The organism is Winogradskyella sp. (assembly GCF_013213835.1).
GTDB lineage: Bacteria > Bacteroidota > Bacteroidia > Flavobacteriales > Flavobacteriaceae > Winogradskyella.
On the sequence record NZ_JABSSU010000001.1, the window covers coordinates 190,041 to 205,934 of the forward strand.

The window sequence follows — 15,894 nt, forward strand, 5'->3', positions numbered from 1 at the left end:
GTAAATTTGTAATCTTAAAATCATAATTCTTTACGAATGAATCAAATTCCGCCGTATAAACCTAAGCATAAAGTCAGAATTGTAACTGCAGCTTCATTATTTGATGGGCATGATGCAGCCATTAATATTATGAGAAGAATCATTCAATCCACAGGTGTTGAAGTGATTCATTTAGGCCATGACAGAAGTGTTGAAGAAGTTGTAAATACAGCAATACAAGAAGATGCAAATGCTATTGCGATGACTTCATATCAAGGCGGACATAATGAGTATTTTAGATATATGCACGATCTTTTAAAAGAGAAAGGTGCTGAACATATTAAAATCTTTGGCGGTGGAGGTGGAGTAATCCTTCCGGAAGAGATTAAAGAGCTAATGGATTATGGGATCACTAGAATTTATTCACCAGATGATGGCAGAGAATTAGGTTTACAAGGTATGATTAATGATTTGGTTGAAAAATCTGATTTTGCTTTAGGTGATACATTAAATGGTGAAGCGAACATTCTTTCAGAAAAGAATCCAAAAGCAATTGCGAGAGTAATATCTTCTGCTGAGAATTTTCCAGATGTAGCGAAAGAGACATTAGATACCATTCATACCAAGAATAAAAATTCAAAAACACCAGTTTTAGGAATAACTGGTACTGGTGGTGCAGGAAAATCTTCTTTAGTTGATGAGTTGGTTCGTCGTTTTTTGATAGATTTTCCAGAAAAGACTATTGGTATTATTTCTGTAGATCCTTCAAAGCGAAAAACTGGTGGTGCGTTATTAGGTGATCGTATTCGTATGAATGCTATTAATTCACCACGTGTGTACATGCGTAGCTTAGCCACGCGTCAATCAAATTTAGCCTTATCTAAATATGTTAATGAAGCAGTTGAAGTTCTTAAAGCTGCAGAATATGATTTAATAATTTTAGAGACATCAGGTATTGGTCAATCTGACACAGAAATCCTAGAGCATAGTGATGTGTCTTTATATGTTATGACACCAGAATTTGGTGCAGCTACGCAGTTAGAAAAGATAGATATGCTTGATTTTGCTGATCTTGTGGCAATAAATAAGTTTGATAAAAGAGGTGCAAAAGATGCTTTGCGTGATGTAAAGAAGCAATACATGCGCAATCATAATTTGTGGCATGAAGACCCTAATACAATGCCGGTTTTTGGTACCATTGCCTCTCAGTTTAATGATCCTGGAATGAATACGCTTTACAAAGCGATCATGGATAAGTTGGTTGAAAAGACAGATTCAGATTTACAGTCTACATTTGAGATCTCGAAAGAAATGAGTGAGAAGATTTTTGTGATTCCACCAGCGAGAACAAGATACTTATCTGAGATATCAGAGAACAATAGAGCTTATGATGTAAAAGCTAATAACCAGGTTGAAGTTGCTCAAAAGTTATATGGCATTTTTAAAACGATTTGTTCTGTAGCCAATATTACCTTGAGCACAGTCGAAAGATCTTTGATTGGCAAACAAGGCATTGAGCAAGATGAGATCCTGAATCAAGTTCAGGAGGACAAAAAAGATTTTATAAAACTATTAATAGCTGAATTTGACCGTGTAAAAATGAATCTCGATCCCTACAATTGGGAAATTATCACAAACTGGGAAAACAAAGTAAATCGTTACAAAGCACCTGTTTATAGTTTTAAGGTTAGAGATAAAGAGATTAAGATTGACACACATACAGAGTCATTGTCGCATACTCAAATTCCAAAAGTAGCACTTCCAAAATATAGTGCTTGGGGAGATATTCTGAGATGGACGCTTCAAGAAAATGTACCAGGTGAATTTCCGTATACTTCAGGGTTATATCCATTTAAACGTACAGGTGAAGATCCGACGAGAATGTTTGCTGGTGAAGGTGGGCCAGAACGTACTAATAGACGTTTTCATTATGTGAGTTTAGGAATGCCTGCTAAGCGTTTATCGACAGCCTTCGATTCTGTAACACTTTATGGTAATGACCCAGATCATAGACCTGATATTTACGGTAAAATAGGTAATGCTGGCGTATCCATTTGCTGTTTAGATGATGCTAAGAAACTATATTCTGGTTTTAATTTAGCAGATCCAATGACTTCAGTAAGTATGACGATAAATGGACCTGCGCCTATGTTGTTAGGTTTCTTTATGAATGCTGCTATTGATCAGCAATGCGAATTGTACATAAAAGAAAACGGTTTAGAAAAAGAAGTTGAAGCTAAGATTGCTTCAATTTATGAAGGTAAGGAGCGTCCAAAGTACAATGGAGACATTCCTGAAGGTAATGACGGTTTAGGCTTAATGTTATTAGGTGTTACTGGTGATCAAGTTTTACCAGAAGCTATTTATGACGAAATTAAAACTAAGACTATTGCTCAGGTTCGTGGAACTGTACAAGCAGATATTTTAAAAGAAGATCAAGCACAAAATACTTGTATTTTTTCTACTGAGTTTGCACTACGCTTAATGGGTGACGTACAAGAGTATTTTATTAATCATAATATTAGAAACTTCTATTCTGTATCCATTTCAGGATATCATATAGCAGAAGCTGGTGCAAATCCAATTTCTCAATTGGCTTTTACTTTAGCTAACGGTTTTACGTATGTAGAGTACTACCTTTCTAGAGGAATGGATATCAATAAATTTGGACCAAATTTATCCTTTTTCTTTTCTAACGGAATTGATCCAGAATATGCTGTAATTGGTAGAGTAGCAAGACGTATTTGGGCAAAGGCTTTAAAGCATAAATATGGTGCTAATCCAAGAGCGCAAATGTTGAAGTATCATATTCAAACTTCAGGACGTTCGTTGCATGCTCAAGAGATAGATTTTAATGATATAAGAACAACACTTCAGGCTTTATATGCTATTTATGATAACTGTAATTCATTGCATACCAATGCATATGATGAAGCCATTACAACACCAACAGAAGAATCTGTAAGACGTGCAATGGCAATTCAGTTGATAATTAATAAAGAATTAGGTCTAGCAAAGAATGAAAACACAATACAAGGTGCTTTTATTATTGAAGAATTAACAGATTTGGTTGAAGAAGCAGTTTTAGAAGAGTTTGACCGAATCACCGAAAGAGGTGGGGTTTTAGGCGCAATGGAAACCATGTATCAACGCAGTAAAATACAAGAAGAAAGCTTGTATTATGAAACGTTGAAACATAATGGTCAATTTCCAATTATTGGTGTAAATACATTCTTAAGTAGTAAAGGATCACCAACAGTGCTTCCTGCAGAGGTGATTAGAGCAACTGAAGAAGAGAAACAAGAACAAATACAGACACTTCAAAATCTAAATCAACGAAACGCTAAAATAGTTGAAAAGCAATTGGCAGAAGTACAAGAAGCTGCAGTTAATAACCAAAATATTTTTGAGAGATTAATGGAAGCTACCAAATATTGTTCTTTAGGTCAAATAACAACAGCGTTATTTGAAGTTGGTGGTCAGTATAGAAGAAATATGTAAGCAGAGAACCAAGTTTTTTGTAAAGAATAACTTGTGTGAGTCGCCTATGATGAGCAGCTTCAGAATCTCAAAAATTCATTTTCCAAGAAATAGAACTTACACGACTCAAATGCCTTGAGTTCGTGTAAGTTTTTTTATTAAACCTTGTAAAGTGCCTAAAACTTTACAGTATGGGTTGAATATTGTTATCGATTCAGTCTTAAAAATTTGAGGTAAATTTTCTAAATACGACAAAAAGCTGTAAATTTGAGACAAATGTCGTTATTATGAAAAATTATTCACAAGGAGAATCAATAAAAAATATTGTTAAGGAACCTCAGCACTTTTACGGTTTAAGCAATAAATATGATCGTATTACAAGTATTCTTGGTGGTAGTGTAGCAGTAAGCCAGCCCATAAATAGCGATATAGATCTTATAGAAATTACCAGAAAGGGTTTACCAAAATCTGTTATACAAACAGTTAGTGATATTCTAGGTATTTCAATGGAGAAGATGAGTCAGCTAATACACGTGTCTCATAGAACAATACAACGCAAGTCTGATACAGACTTACTAAATGTTTATAGTACTGAGCAAATTTTAGAAATAGCTGAAGTTATTTCTAAAGGCATTGAAGTTTTGGGTTCTATTTCCACATTTTCAGATTGGTTGCATACAGAAGTTCGTCATTTAGATTATAAAAAACCTATAGATTTTTTAGATACAAGTTTTGGTACAAAACTTATTAAAGATACTTTAGGTCGTATAGCTTATGGTGTGTATTCGTAAAGGCTAGATCGTGAAAGTATATCGAATTGCTAAGCAAAATTTTATAAATGATCTATCCGGTGAAGGTGCACGCTTATTTGGTGGAAGATGGAATAAAAGGGGCTTCAATGTTTTATACACTTCGCAGCATTTATCATTAAGTGTTTTAGAATTATTGGTACATATAGATATGAAGTTTGTCAAAGAAGATTTCAGATTTATAGAAATTGACCTTCCAGATGATATTAAACAGTCGAAATTACCAACTTCTATTTTAAAAAAAGAGTGGAGACATAATCCGCCGCTTTCATTTACTCAAGATTATGGTAGCGAATGGTTGCAGCAAAACAAAAACTTAATATTAAAAGTGCCTTCAGCAGTGTTGCCAAATGAGTTTAATTACTTAATTAATCCAAATCATAAGGATTTTTCAAAAATTAAGATAGTCAAAAAAGGGTTTTTAGATTTAGATCAAAGAGTATTGAAATAGACTTTCTATAAGGTCATCATCCAACTTCTTTGAAGTTTTCTAAACTTTTTAAGTTCACCTCTCAGAATTGGTAGATAATCTCTTCCATTACTTTTAGATCTTTCTAGTCGTTTGCAGTTGCTGTAAAGTTGAGAAGTTAATCTATCTAAGCTTGCGATATGTTGGTGTTTCTTATCTGAGAAACGTTCGCGTTCTGCATTTATAATTTCTGGTGCTAGATTACTAGACTGTTGTATAATATCACCTGTAAAGTAAATATTACTGTCTTCAGAACCATCATCATTTAAATAAGATAAATCATGATTGATATAGGTTGATATACTTCGAGAAAGCATAATAATATCCATAGCCTTTTTGTATATCGGCAATTCAGAGAGATGTGATGGTAGGTTATAATTCATTTTTAAATAGCAAGTGATACGAAATTACGGACTAATCATGGTTTTAAACTTTAATAATTAAAGCAAAAGTGTATATTTGATTTAATAATTAATTCAATATTATGTATTTGGTTTAATATTTATGGATAATTTAAATTGGAAGATTTTAAAGCTACTACAACAGAATTCTCGTATGTCTAATGCAGAGATTGGTAGGCGAGTTGGAATAAGTTCACCAGCTGTAAATGAGCGTATTAAAAAGATGGAAGATGCTGAGATAATAGAAGGCTATACAACATTTGTGTCACCATTAGAAACCGGTTATCAATTAAAGGCCATTATTACACTCAGAGCTTTTATGGGCATGTTAAAGCCTTTTTTAGAAAAAGTGAAAACCTATGATGAGGTAGTAAATTGTTATCGCATTACTGGTAATGAGAATATCGTTATGGAAGTGGTACTTAAAAATCAAAAGCATTTAGAATCTTTTATTGATCAACTTATAACATATGGTGAAACTAAAACACAAATAGTGTTGTCTCATGTTATAAAACATAGTGAGATTAAACCACCTAAAGTTTAAATATCCTTCGAAAAAAAGTTTGAAGGATGTTTAAACATTTAAGATTGTGATGCCTCATTTTTTAGAATAATATTCAAAATGTATAATAAGAATACTCCTAACACACCTAATGCCGACATTATGTGCCAAGTGGCATCATAGCCTAAATGATCAATAAGTTGCAATCCACCATTATGAGCAAATACATTGGCTAAAGAAAAAGCCATTAAATACATCGCTAAATATTGTCCTTTTTTCCCTTTTTTAGATCTTTCCATTGCAAAGGCATTTGAATATGGAAACCCAATCATTTCGCCAATAGTCATTAATAGGATACTCATTATTAATATTCCGGAGTACGACGTAAGGTTTAAAACAGTAAAGCTCAATAGTGTCAATATAATGCCAAGACTTGTTAAAATTATTTTGTTGTATTTACATCTGTCTAACCAATGAATTAGAGGCATTTCTAATACCACAATAACGAAGCCGTTAAAACCTAATAGTAATCCTATTTCAACTTCAGTCAACTCATGAATATTTCTGTAATACAATGGCATTGTAGAGAAATATTGCATGAAAATAGCAGCGAATAAGAACATAGCTAAAAAGAACACCCAATAAGGTTTATCCTTATAAGCAGATTCTGGGTTTTCGGTTTTAATGTCATCAAGAGGTTTAGCAACTCTAGGATTTAACACTTTTATAAGGAGTAAAGTTGCAAGAATACAGGTGATACCATCTACCCAAAACAAACCGCCATATCCCAAATGTGCAATAATTAATCCTCCAATAGCAGGACCTGCCGAAAAACCAAGATTTATAGCTAATCTTATAAGTGTTACAGAACGCGTTTTGTTTTCAGGTTTACTATAAACACTCATGGCTACAAACATTGCAGGTCTAAAGGTGTCCGCAACAACCATTACTAAGAATATGCCGAGGCATACATGAGATAGTGATGTTAAAAACTGCAGAGCAATAAACACTATTCCTGTACTAAATAGACTTCTAACCATTACTTTATAATAACCTATTTGGTCAGTTAGTTTTCCACCTAACCACGTACCTACAACTGAGCCTACGCCATAGCAACTCATAATCCAAGCAATTTCAGATAATGAGAACGATAGGTTTTCATTTAGGTAGAGTGTTAGAAATGGAATAACCATTGTGCCAGATCTATTAATGAATGTAATTAAGGCAAGCCACCATACTTCTCTAGAAAGACCTTCAAATGTCTTAAAGTAGTTTTTAAATAGTGTTTTCATTTTGGTTGTTATATAAAAATAAAAAGTCCGACGTAATGTCGGACTTTTAAATATTGTTAATGGTATATAGAAGTTGTTACAATAGATAAAGCGCCCGAGTGTTTCCCGAAGAAATCACACAGTTATTCTGTTTTGTATATCTAATTTGTAACATCATTATCATTGATTGTTGAATCAAAGCTACAATAAATTTTGATAAGTTGTATTTTTGAAACAAAAATTTCATCATCGTGAGATTATTAGTTATTGGATTTATAAGCCTAGTTTTTTTAGGTTGTTCTGGCAAACAAGCTCTTAAAGGTGAGACATCTTGGCAAAAAAAAATGAATGCTGATTTTAAAGATGCCTCAAAGTCACCCTTAAAGGATAAGGATAGGAAAAATTTTGTTGAATTAGATTTTTTTAAGTTTGATTCAGCTTATGTTGTGAAGTCAATTTTAAAGCCTACTCCAGATTCTGATTGGTTTGATATGAAAACTACAACCGATAGGGTTTCAAAAGAACGTGTTTATGGTATTATTGAATTTGAATTAAAAGGTGAAATTTATCAACTTAATGTATATCAAGAAAGCCCTGATGAAGAAGGTGCAATGCCTGATTATTTGTTTTTACCCTTTTTAGATGACACCAATGGTAATGGGAGTTATGCTGGTGGTCGCTATATTGATTTAAAAATTCCTGAAGGTGATTCCATTGAGGTAGATTTTAATAAGGCTTTTAATCCATATTGTGCTTATAATGAAAAGTATTCTTGTCCAATTGTGCCAAGAGAAAACTATGTTGCTACAAGGATTGAAGCTGGTGTTAAGGCTTTTAAGAAAAAGTGATAAGTAATTACTTTTGAGTCAGAAGCTAGAAACTAGAATCGTAAAGTTGGAAGTGTTTAGTGTAAAGTACGAAGTGTGAAATGATAGATTTACTGACGACAAACCACGAACCGCGAACCACTTATTACTTTACTACATACATTCCAAAGAAAACAGCTAAGAATCCGATAATAAAACTTGCTATGGTGTAAATAGCAAAACTTGTAAAATCTCCAGATTTTAAGAACACATGATTTTCATAAGCAAAGGATGAAAATGTTGTAAAACCTCCACAAAAACCTGTGGCTAATAAAAGTGTTTGATTGGTTGAAAGCGTTTCGTTTTTAGCGGCTAATCCTAAAATGACACCAATTAGCAAACTACCAATGATATTGGCTGCAAAAGTACCGTAAGGAATCCCATCATTTGAGTTGTTGAGCCATTTGCCTAAAAGAAAGCGTAATACACTTCCAAAACCTCCACCAATAAAAACCAATAAAAGTTGTTTCATTATTGCTTTAAAACTAGTGTTATTCTTTTATGGGGATATAAATCTCAGTTTTCCAGTCAGCAGGATTAGGATAATTCCCAGGGTCAGTGACGTAGATTTCAAAAGGTTTGTGCTCAGCTGGCTCTAATTTATTTTCCGCAAGATGTTTATAAGCAGCTTCATAAGCTTTTCTTAGATTGGTGTAATTACCCGTTAATGTTGTTTTAATAACTTTCATATTGGGTATGAAACCCAAGGCTACGTCAGCACCTTCAGGTATTTCAACTTTTTCATTAACTGGTATACCATTACTCATAATGACACCGTTTTCAGACATTTCATTATATACAGTTAGAGGCATTCCTGATTGTTTTAAACCGTTTTGTCCCATAAATTGCATTATGAAACCATAGTTTTCACCCATTTTAGCACTAATGTTTTTAGAATTGGCGTTTGTGGTCTTGTAGATATAAAAGCCACCACCATATTCAGTAACACCATTTATATTAACATCGTAACGTTTCATGTCCTCTTGCACTATGCTATCTAACTTAAATAAACCACGTTCAAAATCTGGACCTGTTTGAGATTCTATAGAACCCATAAAAACCGTTACAAGTTTTGTTACAAAATCTTGATTGCCATCCATTGCCCAAGTGACTTTTGTGCCTTCTGGAGATTCTTCAAAGTTCCAGTTAATATTAGATTGGGCTTCAAAGGGTTTAATAAAATTAATTTCTTGAGTTATACTCTTATTATCTTCTGTAGCAATGGTCTTCATAGAACCTTCACCCAATATTTCCCCTAGCCAAGAGTAGTTTCCACCTTTTCCAACTGTAACGTCTCCAAAAGTAAGTTGTGCATCAGGCTCTTGTTCAATCCAAGGTGAGAAGTCTGGCCATTTTTTAAAATCGTTGACTTTGTTGAAAATTAAACTAACAGGTGCTTTTATGGTTTTGCTTCTATCAAATTTAAACTCATTAGGTTGCACCGCAACATAAATAGAAAATCCAATAATAAGAACAAGAAGAAGTAATAGGATGTATTTTAATGCTTTCATTAGTTAGTTGATTTAGTAGTTAACCAAAGATAGCAATTTAAAAATTACATTGCCCTTAATATGTGTTCGCAACTATTTCATTGCAGGTTTCTTTTTGCCACTTTGAAGTTTTAGTAGGTAACTTTTTATGGTTAAGTAAATACATAATATAATCATGACAAATACTTTGATGATTCCGTAAGGTTCTGGTGCTGTAGTCTATACACAATTGCAAATACCATGAAATTAGAATTTCCTTTAATACCTATTTTCTTTCTAATGTTTTTTCGATGCGTTTCTACTGTCGAAACACTAAGCTTTAATGCTTCAGAAATTTGAACGTTACTTTGACTATTCCCTATCATTAGCATTACATCTTGTTCTCTTTGTGTAAGACATTCTTTTTTATACAATTTGTTCTGAGACAATGATTTTAAGCTAAAGATCATAGCATCTAGAATAGCATGGTTGTAGTAAATGCTCTTGGTGTTCTCTAGTATGCAAACAAGTTCTTCTGTAGAGATGTTCTTATTTGTCATACCCAGTAATTGAATAAGTTTTACAATTTGATATTTGGCGGTGATGAGTGGTTTTTCCATGTAATAAATGTAGTTTTAAACATGGCACAAAAAAATCCCCAATATTGAGGATTTTTGACGATAATTGGAATTTTAAGATTTCCCTAGATTTGATTAATAGCAATCCAATTATCTAACAACTAACTATTGTTTTATATTTTAATTTGAGGTAGTGGTGATTTCATTTTGTCTATGGTTTGTGTCTATGTTTTGCCTTGAATCTGGGTCTATAGATTCACATAATGCATCACTTTCTACAAAAAGTCTTCCTTGATTGTTTTCAATTAAATTATTTTCTGGATCACCATTATCATCAAGCATGATTAATACAAGTTGATAGTTGATAATGCCATCAGTAGTCATTGTGCCTGAAATTGCATATGCTAATAGTGTTGTATGTTCATTTCTTGTAGACTCTACCTTTAGAAAAACATTAAAATCATCATCAGTTCCCGAAACATAGGTTTCTATACTTTCAATAACAGAATTGTTCTCATATCCTAAAAAGTCAAGACTTAACGTTTGATTGTTTTGATTAGAAAATATTAAGGTGATGTCTGAATATGTATTACCAATGTTATCTTGTGCAATATTGCTGCTTTGAAGCGTTACAGCATCTGCCAGATAAGTTCCGTTAATCATTGGAGGGTTATCACCTACATTAAAAGTAAATCCTAGGTCTTCTAAGGCGGCTAAAAGTTCTGGTGTGTAGAAATTTTCTATGGAGTCAATACTTCCATCAAAATCGTCTGTATTGTTTTCATCGTCCTTACTACAAGATGTAAATAATGAAGTAATACATAAAATTAAAAAGATGTTTTTAATAGCTTTCATAAAAATAACAATTGGATTAATAACTGATGGCAATTTAGAATGAAAGCAAAAACGAGAAAATCCCCAATATTGGGGATTTTTAATTTAATTATTAGGTGGTTAAAAATTAAAGTCTAATGTATGTTTCGGTATAAACATCACCTTCATCAAAATCTTCAATGGTAAAGCTAGTGTCATTCAGCGTTAAGATTTCAGAATCATAAGCTTCTCCTTCATCTATTACAGTTAGAATGTTTCCGTTTATACTATAACCGTTGACGTAAGTTTCCATCATTTCGCAATTTTCACCATAGACATCATTAGTGGTGACTTTAGTTGCACTAAAAGTAATAGTTAGTTGCGATAGACATGGGTCATTATCGGTATCTATTACACCATTTGTAGTACTCGATTGAAATTGCCAAGTGCCAATAATATTTTCTTCGTTAGCTGTTGTTTGATCATCGTCATTGTCGTCGTCACTACAGGTAAAGTTGAACAAAAATAGTGACAGGCATAATATGGCTAATAACTTATTTGTTTTCATAAAGTCTTTATTTAATTGTATTATTTTCTATATAAAGGAATCTTAAGGCCAAAAAACACGTCAGTTGTTTTTGAACTGTCTGAAATTAGATTTGTTATCGCAGAACCTGAACCAACAGTTAAAGGTCCAAAACGCAGACCAGCACCAAAAGATGTGTCTCCATATTCTCTAAAACTTAATGGTGCATAAAGGCTAAACCATTTTGTTTCAAGTCTTGGTGCAATTACAATAGTGTTTATAATTCTACTTCCAAGCTCTGAGCTGTCATCTGTTAGTGAGAAATCAGCTTGTGCACTTAAATACCATTTTTTAGCCAATCTGTAATCTACCATAGCATGAAGCGCTGTTGGTAACTGTATTTTTGTGGCTTCTCTAGTTTCAGTGCTCGAATAATTCTCATCCAAGAACTCTTCCACATCCTCAATATTTGAAACGTCAACATTGTTAACGTCTAAACTATAATTATTAACTATAGCGTCTTCGTAATTAATAGATCCTATATCTGTCACAGATGCAGCAACTTTTAGTCTATATCTATCTTTATAACTCGGTTCTCCATTATTCTCTCTATCAGGATGCCATTCATAAGTAAAGCCGATATCTGCACCAAAACCGGCGGTTAAATCAGTAAAATCAATATCATCGTTATTATCATCTAAATCTCTGCTGGTACCATAGCTTAAATCACCAGTGGTTGAAATAGTTTCAGCAGTTGAATCATATTGTCCTTGGAGCCCTCTACTACTTACAAAAATGCTACCAGCACCTTGTAAATACTTTAATGTAAATCCACCTTTTAAAACGTGATGAGGTCTGTCAATTAAAATTCTTCCGTAAGTAAGACCAACTTCACCCCAAGCATGAATGTTAGCGCTTAAGTTTTCAGAGTTAAATTCAAAGTCTTTGTCGGTGTCAAAACCATCTTCAAACGATTCAAATAATTCACCATTAATGTTATTAATGTTTACAAAAGCTCTTAATCTACTTGTAATACCAATACTACTTCTCGGACTTAAGTTAAACATAAATGAAGGTCCTAATACATCCACATTAACAAAAAAGTTGTTTTTATTACTTGTAAAACGTTCAGCATCTTCATCAAAATCAAATTCTCCATCACCATTAATAATATCACCTACATTTATACCAAAATAGTCACTACCTCCAAAGAAACTGGCGGATACCAAATTAATATCGGCTCTAACCTTTGAGCCAACCACACTAGATGGGTTATAAATGATACCGTGCACACCAGAATAATTGTCAATACTATGACCGATATAACTTTGGGAAGACATAAAGTTAACTGCGATGCAAAGAAATACACTCAGAATGAGTTGTTTTTTAAAAACCCCTTTGAGGTTTAATTGGAAGATTGATTTCATAATTAAGTTGGTTTATAGTCTTTCTAAGATACTGTTTTATAGTAAATAAGCGAATTAAAATTGATATTTCTTTTCTAAAGCATAACGCATTAACTCACCTTTGCCATGAAGGCCAAGAATTCTTATCATATTTTTACGATGTGTGTCAACGGTATGTATGCCAATAAAAAGCTCATCAGCAATTTCTCTAGATGTTTTTCCTTGCCCGATTAATCCTAATATTTGAACTTGACGTTTAGTTAATTTGCCTTTTCCTTTTTTATTACTATTGCTTTCAGCTTCAATGGTAATATTAGAATCGTAATAAGTATTACCTTTATAAACAGCTCTTACAGCTTTAAGAACTTCATCTAAAGGAGAGTTTTTAAGTAAATATCCCGAGGCACCGGCATCAATCATCTGTTGAATCGCATCCTTTTGATCGAACATCGTAAAGCCTAGAATTTTAGTGTATGGGTGTTCCTTTTTAATAGTTTTTGTTGCTGTAATGCCATCTGTTTTTGGCATTCGTATATCGGTTATAACTACATTTGGTTGTTTTAATCGTACTAAATCAATAAGTGCTTCGCCATCATTTACAGCACCTACAATTTCAATATCATCTTCATATTCGAGAAGAAGTTTAATACCGTCAATTAAAGATTGATGATCTTCTGCTATGGCTAGTCGTATCATGTTATTTTATTTATTTAATTAAATTGGTATATCAACAATTACGGTAGTTCCCTGATTTATTTCCGATTCAATGGTGAGTTTACCATCTAAGTGCTCTATACGTTTGTCTATACTATTAATACCCATTCCGGTGTTGGATTTAGTAATTTGACTTGGATTAAATCCTTTACCATTATCCTCAACCATGATGTTGATACTGTCTTCGTGATTGGTGAGGTGTATGGTAACTTCTGAAGCATTAGCATGCTTTAAGACATTTGTTACGAGCTCTTGTATTACTCTAAAAAGTGTGAGTTCTAAACTGTTCTCTAGACGTTGGTCTAAACCATGGTCTAGGACATCTATTTGAATTTTATTAGCAACAGATATTTTATCAGCCATATGTTGTACAGCTTTTAAAAGGCCTTGTTTCGCAATAACCCCAGAGCTTTTAGCATGCGCCACAGTACGTACTTTTTGATAGGCTTCATCAATAAGACTGTTAGTTTTATCAAAAAGTTCTGGTGTACTTTTATCCTTTAAGGCGTTAAAATGCAGTTTTACGGTCGCCATAAGACCACCAAGATCATCATGAAGGTCGTTAGCTATACGTTGACGTTCTTTTTCTTGACCTTCTATCATGGCATCAATAGCGGTTAATTCTTGTTCTTTTAAGGTAGTGGCAAGCTTTTGAGATTCTAGCTGTTTTTCTTGTTCTGCTAATCGTTGTTTTTTTCGTGTGTTTTTTTGAATGAGGAAAAAAGTAATGCTTCCAAAAAGTATTACACCTAAAGAACCGAAAAGTAGGTTGCGATTCTGTATACGTTTTGCTTCACTTTCAAGATTATCTGCTCTTAGTTTTTCGTTATCAAATTGTTCTTTGACTTTTGAAATTTCCACGTTTTGTGCTTCAATGTTTAGGCTGTCTTTTATATTAATGTACTTATCATAATAATTTAAAGCACTTTTGTAATCTTCTAACTGTTCGTAACAATTAGAGAGTTTACCATATAGAATTTTATGGTACATTTTTTCGTGCTTTGTGAGTTTAAACTTTTTCGCCTGTTCTAGATGTTTTATGGCTTCAACAAAGTTCTTTTCTTTTTCAAAAGCGTTAGCGTAGTTGATATATGTACTAAATAGTTGATCAGAATGTTCTTGCTTATATAATGAAATAGCCCTTTTATAATAGACTTTAGCAGAATCTTGTGAAAAGAAACCAGAATGTAATAGCCCTAAATTAGTATTAATTTTTGCCATGGTGAAACTGTCCTGCAAACTCTTTGCATCTGTCAAGGCATCCAAGTAATAGGTTTTTGCTTTTTTGTGTTCTTTTGGATTAAAATAATAAGAAGCATAATCTAGCTTTACTTGTAAAAGTTGTTGTTGGTCATCAGTAGACTTCACATAGTTGTAATAAGCATCTAGATAAGAAATCGGGTCGATATTCAACTGGTTTTGCGCTACCAATAGTGTAAAAATAGCTCTGTTACAAGAGGCTGTTTCAGAATCACTATTGAGATCCTTATTTAATTTAAGAGCTTTGGTGTAATAAAAGAAAGCTGAGTCTGCTTTATTAAGGTTGTCAAATTGCTGAGCGAGAAGAAATATAGATTTAGCTTTGACTGTACTGTTCTTTGTAGACTTTATTTCTTGTCTATAAAAACTAATTGAGTCCTCGTTAAAAGAAAATACATTAGCAGTTGTAAAAACTGCTAATGTTAATATTAGTAAATGTTTTATGAAGTGATTCATTAATTATTTTACGATGATACCTCCACAAGCTTCTTGAGGTCGGAATTTATCAAAATCTGCAGTTTTAATTGCCTCGCATAACGAAATACTAGTCGGTTCTACCCCTGTAGCTATAAATTCTCTAGCTTCATTTAAAATTGCACTTCTATTTGCATTAAATTCTGTTGAATTATCATTAATAACCAATACTATTACAGAGTCGTTCTTAATTCCATCATTTAATATTGTAGTGTGCACTTTATCTTCTAAAATATGTGTTATTGGATTATTAGATCTTTCGTCTATTGTGCCATCTGAGATATGGTATAATATAGCACTTCTAGTCGATGAAGAGATATCAAAAGTGTTGTGATGCCTAAAGTTTTCATTTGAAACGGGTACTTTAAGTTCCATTGTGTCATCAGTTAGTTTACTTTGATTATTTACAATTTGATAATTATAGTCGTAGTATTGTACTTCATTTTGTTTGATACGTCTAATACTGCTCAGAATATTAACCTCAGAGTTTTCTCTGTCTGATGATTTCATCTTGACAACACTATCTAGTTTCTTTGTTAAAGACTCAATTTCAGCTTGTTCTATTTCGCAACTATTTTTGGCATCATTACAAGCAAGAAATACTAACAGAAAGAATGTAAATACACTTAGTTTTAAAAATTTAGTTTTCATTTTAGTGGGATTATTTGATTAATAATACAAAGATGCAATAGCGTATTGCATCATAACATACCCAATATCAGGTATATTAGATTATGAAGTTATAAAATAAAATGAAAATTATAGGAAAAATAAGACGAAACCTATCCTAGTTACATAAAAATAAACTTTACAGTAGCAATTAGAGCTATAAAGCTAATGAACGCAATAAGTATCCAAACTGTGCCTTTATAATGTG

At 32.8% G+C, this 15,894-nt stretch carries 16 protein-coding genes; 5 read left to right on the forward strand and 11 right to left on the reverse strand.

The features are described from left to right. The first annotated feature begins 36 nt into the window (after positions 1 to 36). From HRU50_RS00920 to HRU50_RS00930, 3 genes are all read left to right on the forward strand, one after another. Positions 37 to 3,480, forward strand: a complete 3,444-nt coding sequence (locus HRU50_RS00920; protein WP_296347159.1) for a methylmalonyl-CoA mutase family protein — start codon at positions 37 to 39, stop codon at positions 3,478 to 3,480. A 266-nt stretch (positions 3,481 to 3,746) separates the two neighbouring features. Next, the gene (locus HRU50_RS00925; protein ID WP_296347161.1) at positions 3,747 to 4,250 is read left to right on the forward strand and encodes an antitoxin Xre-like helix-turn-helix domain-containing protein; all 504 of its coding nucleotides are present in this window, start codon (positions 3,747 to 3,749) and stop codon (positions 4,248 to 4,250) included. Positions 4,251 to 4,260: 10 nt separating this feature from the next. Continuing rightward, positions 4,261 to 4,719, forward strand: a complete 459-nt coding sequence (locus HRU50_RS00930) for an RES family NAD+ phosphorylase (protein WP_296347163.1) — start codon at positions 4,261 to 4,263, stop codon at positions 4,717 to 4,719. Between the two features lie 5 nt (positions 4,720 to 4,724). On the opposite strand, the gene HRU50_RS00935 is transcribed toward HRU50_RS00930, so the two are convergent. After that, positions 4,725 to 5,120: a hypothetical protein gene (locus HRU50_RS00935; RefSeq protein WP_296347165.1), complete on the reverse strand. Its 396-nt coding sequence runs from the start codon at positions 5,118 to 5,120 to the stop codon at positions 4,725 to 4,727. Between the two features lie 115 nt (positions 5,121 to 5,235). On the opposite strand from HRU50_RS00935, the gene HRU50_RS00940 reads away from it, so the two are divergent. Then, on the forward strand, positions 5,236 to 5,682 hold the full coding sequence (locus HRU50_RS00940; protein WP_296347709.1) for an Lrp/AsnC family transcriptional regulator: 447 nt from the start codon (positions 5,236 to 5,238) through the stop codon (positions 5,680 to 5,682). Between the two features lie 38 nt (positions 5,683 to 5,720). Here the strand turns inward: HRU50_RS00940 and HRU50_RS00945 are convergent, their stop codons facing one another. Then, positions 5,721 to 6,932 carry an MFS transporter gene (locus HRU50_RS00945; RefSeq protein ID WP_296347167.1) on the reverse strand — a complete coding sequence of 404 codons (1,212 nt, stop codon included), beginning with the start codon at positions 6,930 to 6,932 and terminating at the stop codon, positions 5,721 to 5,723. A gap of 230 nt (positions 6,933 to 7,162) precedes the next feature. Between HRU50_RS00945 and HRU50_RS00950 the strand changes: the two genes are divergently transcribed. Beyond that, entirely contained in the window at positions 7,163 to 7,759 is a 597-nt protein-coding gene (locus HRU50_RS00950) for a DUF1684 domain-containing protein (RefSeq protein ID WP_296347170.1), read from the forward strand. 124 nt (positions 7,760 to 7,883) lie between these two features. Here HRU50_RS00950 and crcB read toward each other — a convergent pair whose 3' ends face one another. From crcB to HRU50_RS00995, 9 genes are all read right to left on the reverse strand, one after another. After that, positions 7,884 to 8,249, reverse strand: a complete 366-nt coding sequence (gene crcB / locus HRU50_RS00955; RefSeq protein WP_296347171.1) for a fluoride efflux transporter CrcB — start codon at positions 8,247 to 8,249, stop codon at positions 7,884 to 7,886. Between the two features lie 19 nt (positions 8,250 to 8,268). Continuing rightward, positions 8,269 to 9,288 (reverse strand): GyrI-like domain-containing protein, encoded by a 1,020-nt coding sequence (locus HRU50_RS00960; RefSeq protein ID WP_296347173.1) that lies wholly within the window; start codon positions 9,286 to 9,288, stop codon positions 8,269 to 8,271. A 152-nt stretch (positions 9,289 to 9,440) separates the two neighbouring features. Then, the gene (locus HRU50_RS00965) at positions 9,441 to 9,866 is read right to left on the reverse strand and encodes a LuxR C-terminal-related transcriptional regulator (RefSeq protein WP_296347175.1); all 426 of its coding nucleotides are present in this window, start codon (positions 9,864 to 9,866) and stop codon (positions 9,441 to 9,443) included. Positions 9,867 to 10,004: 138 nt separating this feature from the next. Continuing rightward, positions 10,005 to 10,679: a hypothetical protein gene (locus HRU50_RS00970; RefSeq protein ID WP_296347177.1), complete on the reverse strand. Its 675-nt coding sequence runs from the start codon at positions 10,677 to 10,679 to the stop codon at positions 10,005 to 10,007. A gap of 106 nt (positions 10,680 to 10,785) precedes the next feature. Beyond that, a complete protein-coding gene (locus HRU50_RS00975; RefSeq protein ID WP_296347179.1) occupies positions 10,786 to 11,205 on the reverse strand; it encodes a lipocalin family protein in 420 nt (139 codons plus the stop codon). Between the two features lie 20 nt (positions 11,206 to 11,225). After that, the gene (locus tag HRU50_RS00980; RefSeq protein WP_296347180.1) at positions 11,226 to 12,590 is read right to left on the reverse strand and encodes a DUF5723 family protein; all 1,365 of its coding nucleotides are present in this window, start codon (positions 12,588 to 12,590) and stop codon (positions 11,226 to 11,228) included. A gap of 54 nt (positions 12,591 to 12,644) precedes the next feature. Further along, positions 12,645 to 13,265 carry a response regulator transcription factor gene (locus HRU50_RS00985; RefSeq protein ID WP_296347182.1) on the reverse strand — a complete coding sequence of 207 codons (621 nt, stop codon included), beginning with the start codon at positions 13,263 to 13,265 and terminating at the stop codon, positions 12,645 to 12,647. 18 nt (positions 13,266 to 13,283) lie between these two features. Further along, the gene (locus HRU50_RS00990) at positions 13,284 to 14,999 is read right to left on the reverse strand and encodes a sensor histidine kinase (RefSeq protein WP_296347185.1); all 1,716 of its coding nucleotides are present in this window, start codon (positions 14,997 to 14,999) and stop codon (positions 13,284 to 13,286) included. Positions 15,000 to 15,002: 3 nt separating this feature from the next. Next, a complete protein-coding gene (locus tag HRU50_RS00995) occupies positions 15,003 to 15,668 on the reverse strand; it encodes a hypothetical protein (protein ID WP_296347187.1) in 666 nt (221 codons plus the stop codon). Positions 15,669 to 15,894: the final 226 nt, after the last annotated feature.

Excerpts from the sequence above, each read along its gene's own strand:
- HRU50_RS00920 (WP_296347159.1), top strand. The coding sequence starts at position 37 with ATGAATCAAATTCCGCCGTATAAACCTAAGCATAAAGTCAGAATTGTA.
- HRU50_RS00925 (WP_296347161.1), top strand. The coding sequence starts at position 3,747 with ATGAAAAATTATTCACAAGGAGAATCAATAAAAAATATTGTTAAGGAA.
- HRU50_RS00935 (WP_296347165.1), bottom strand. The coding sequence starts at position 5,120 with ATGAATTATAACCTACCATCACATCTCTCTGAATTGCCGATATACAAA.
- HRU50_RS00945 (WP_296347167.1), bottom strand. The coding sequence starts at position 6,932 with ATGAAAACACTATTTAAAAACTACTTTAAGACATTTGAAGGTCTTTCT.
- crcB (WP_296347171.1), bottom strand. The coding sequence starts at position 8,249 with ATGAAACAACTTTTATTGGTTTTTATTGGTGGAGGTTTTGGAAGTGTA.
- HRU50_RS00960 (WP_296347173.1), bottom strand. The coding sequence starts at position 9,288 with ATGAAAGCATTAAAATACATCCTATTACTTCTTCTTGTTCTTATTATT.
- HRU50_RS00965 (WP_296347175.1), bottom strand. The coding sequence starts at position 9,866 with ATGGAAAAACCACTCATCACCGCCAAATATCAAATTGTAAAACTTATT.
- HRU50_RS00970 (WP_296347177.1), bottom strand. The coding sequence starts at position 10,679 with ATGAAAGCTATTAAAAACATCTTTTTAATTTTATGTATTACTTCATTA.
- HRU50_RS00975 (WP_296347179.1), bottom strand. The coding sequence starts at position 11,205 with ATGAAAACAAATAAGTTATTAGCCATATTATGCCTGTCACTATTTTTG.
- HRU50_RS00980 (WP_296347180.1), bottom strand. The coding sequence starts at position 12,590 with ATGAAATCAATCTTCCAATTAAACCTCAAAGGGGTTTTTAAAAAACAA.
- HRU50_RS00985 (WP_296347182.1), bottom strand. The coding sequence starts at position 13,265 with ATGATACGACTAGCCATAGCAGAAGATCATCAATCTTTAATTGACGGT.
- HRU50_RS00990 (WP_296347185.1), bottom strand. The coding sequence starts at position 14,999 with ATGAATCACTTCATAAAACATTTACTAATATTAACATTAGCAGTTTTT.
- HRU50_RS00995 (WP_296347187.1), bottom strand. The coding sequence starts at position 15,668 with ATGAAAACTAAATTTTTAAAACTAAGTGTATTTACATTCTTTCTGTTA.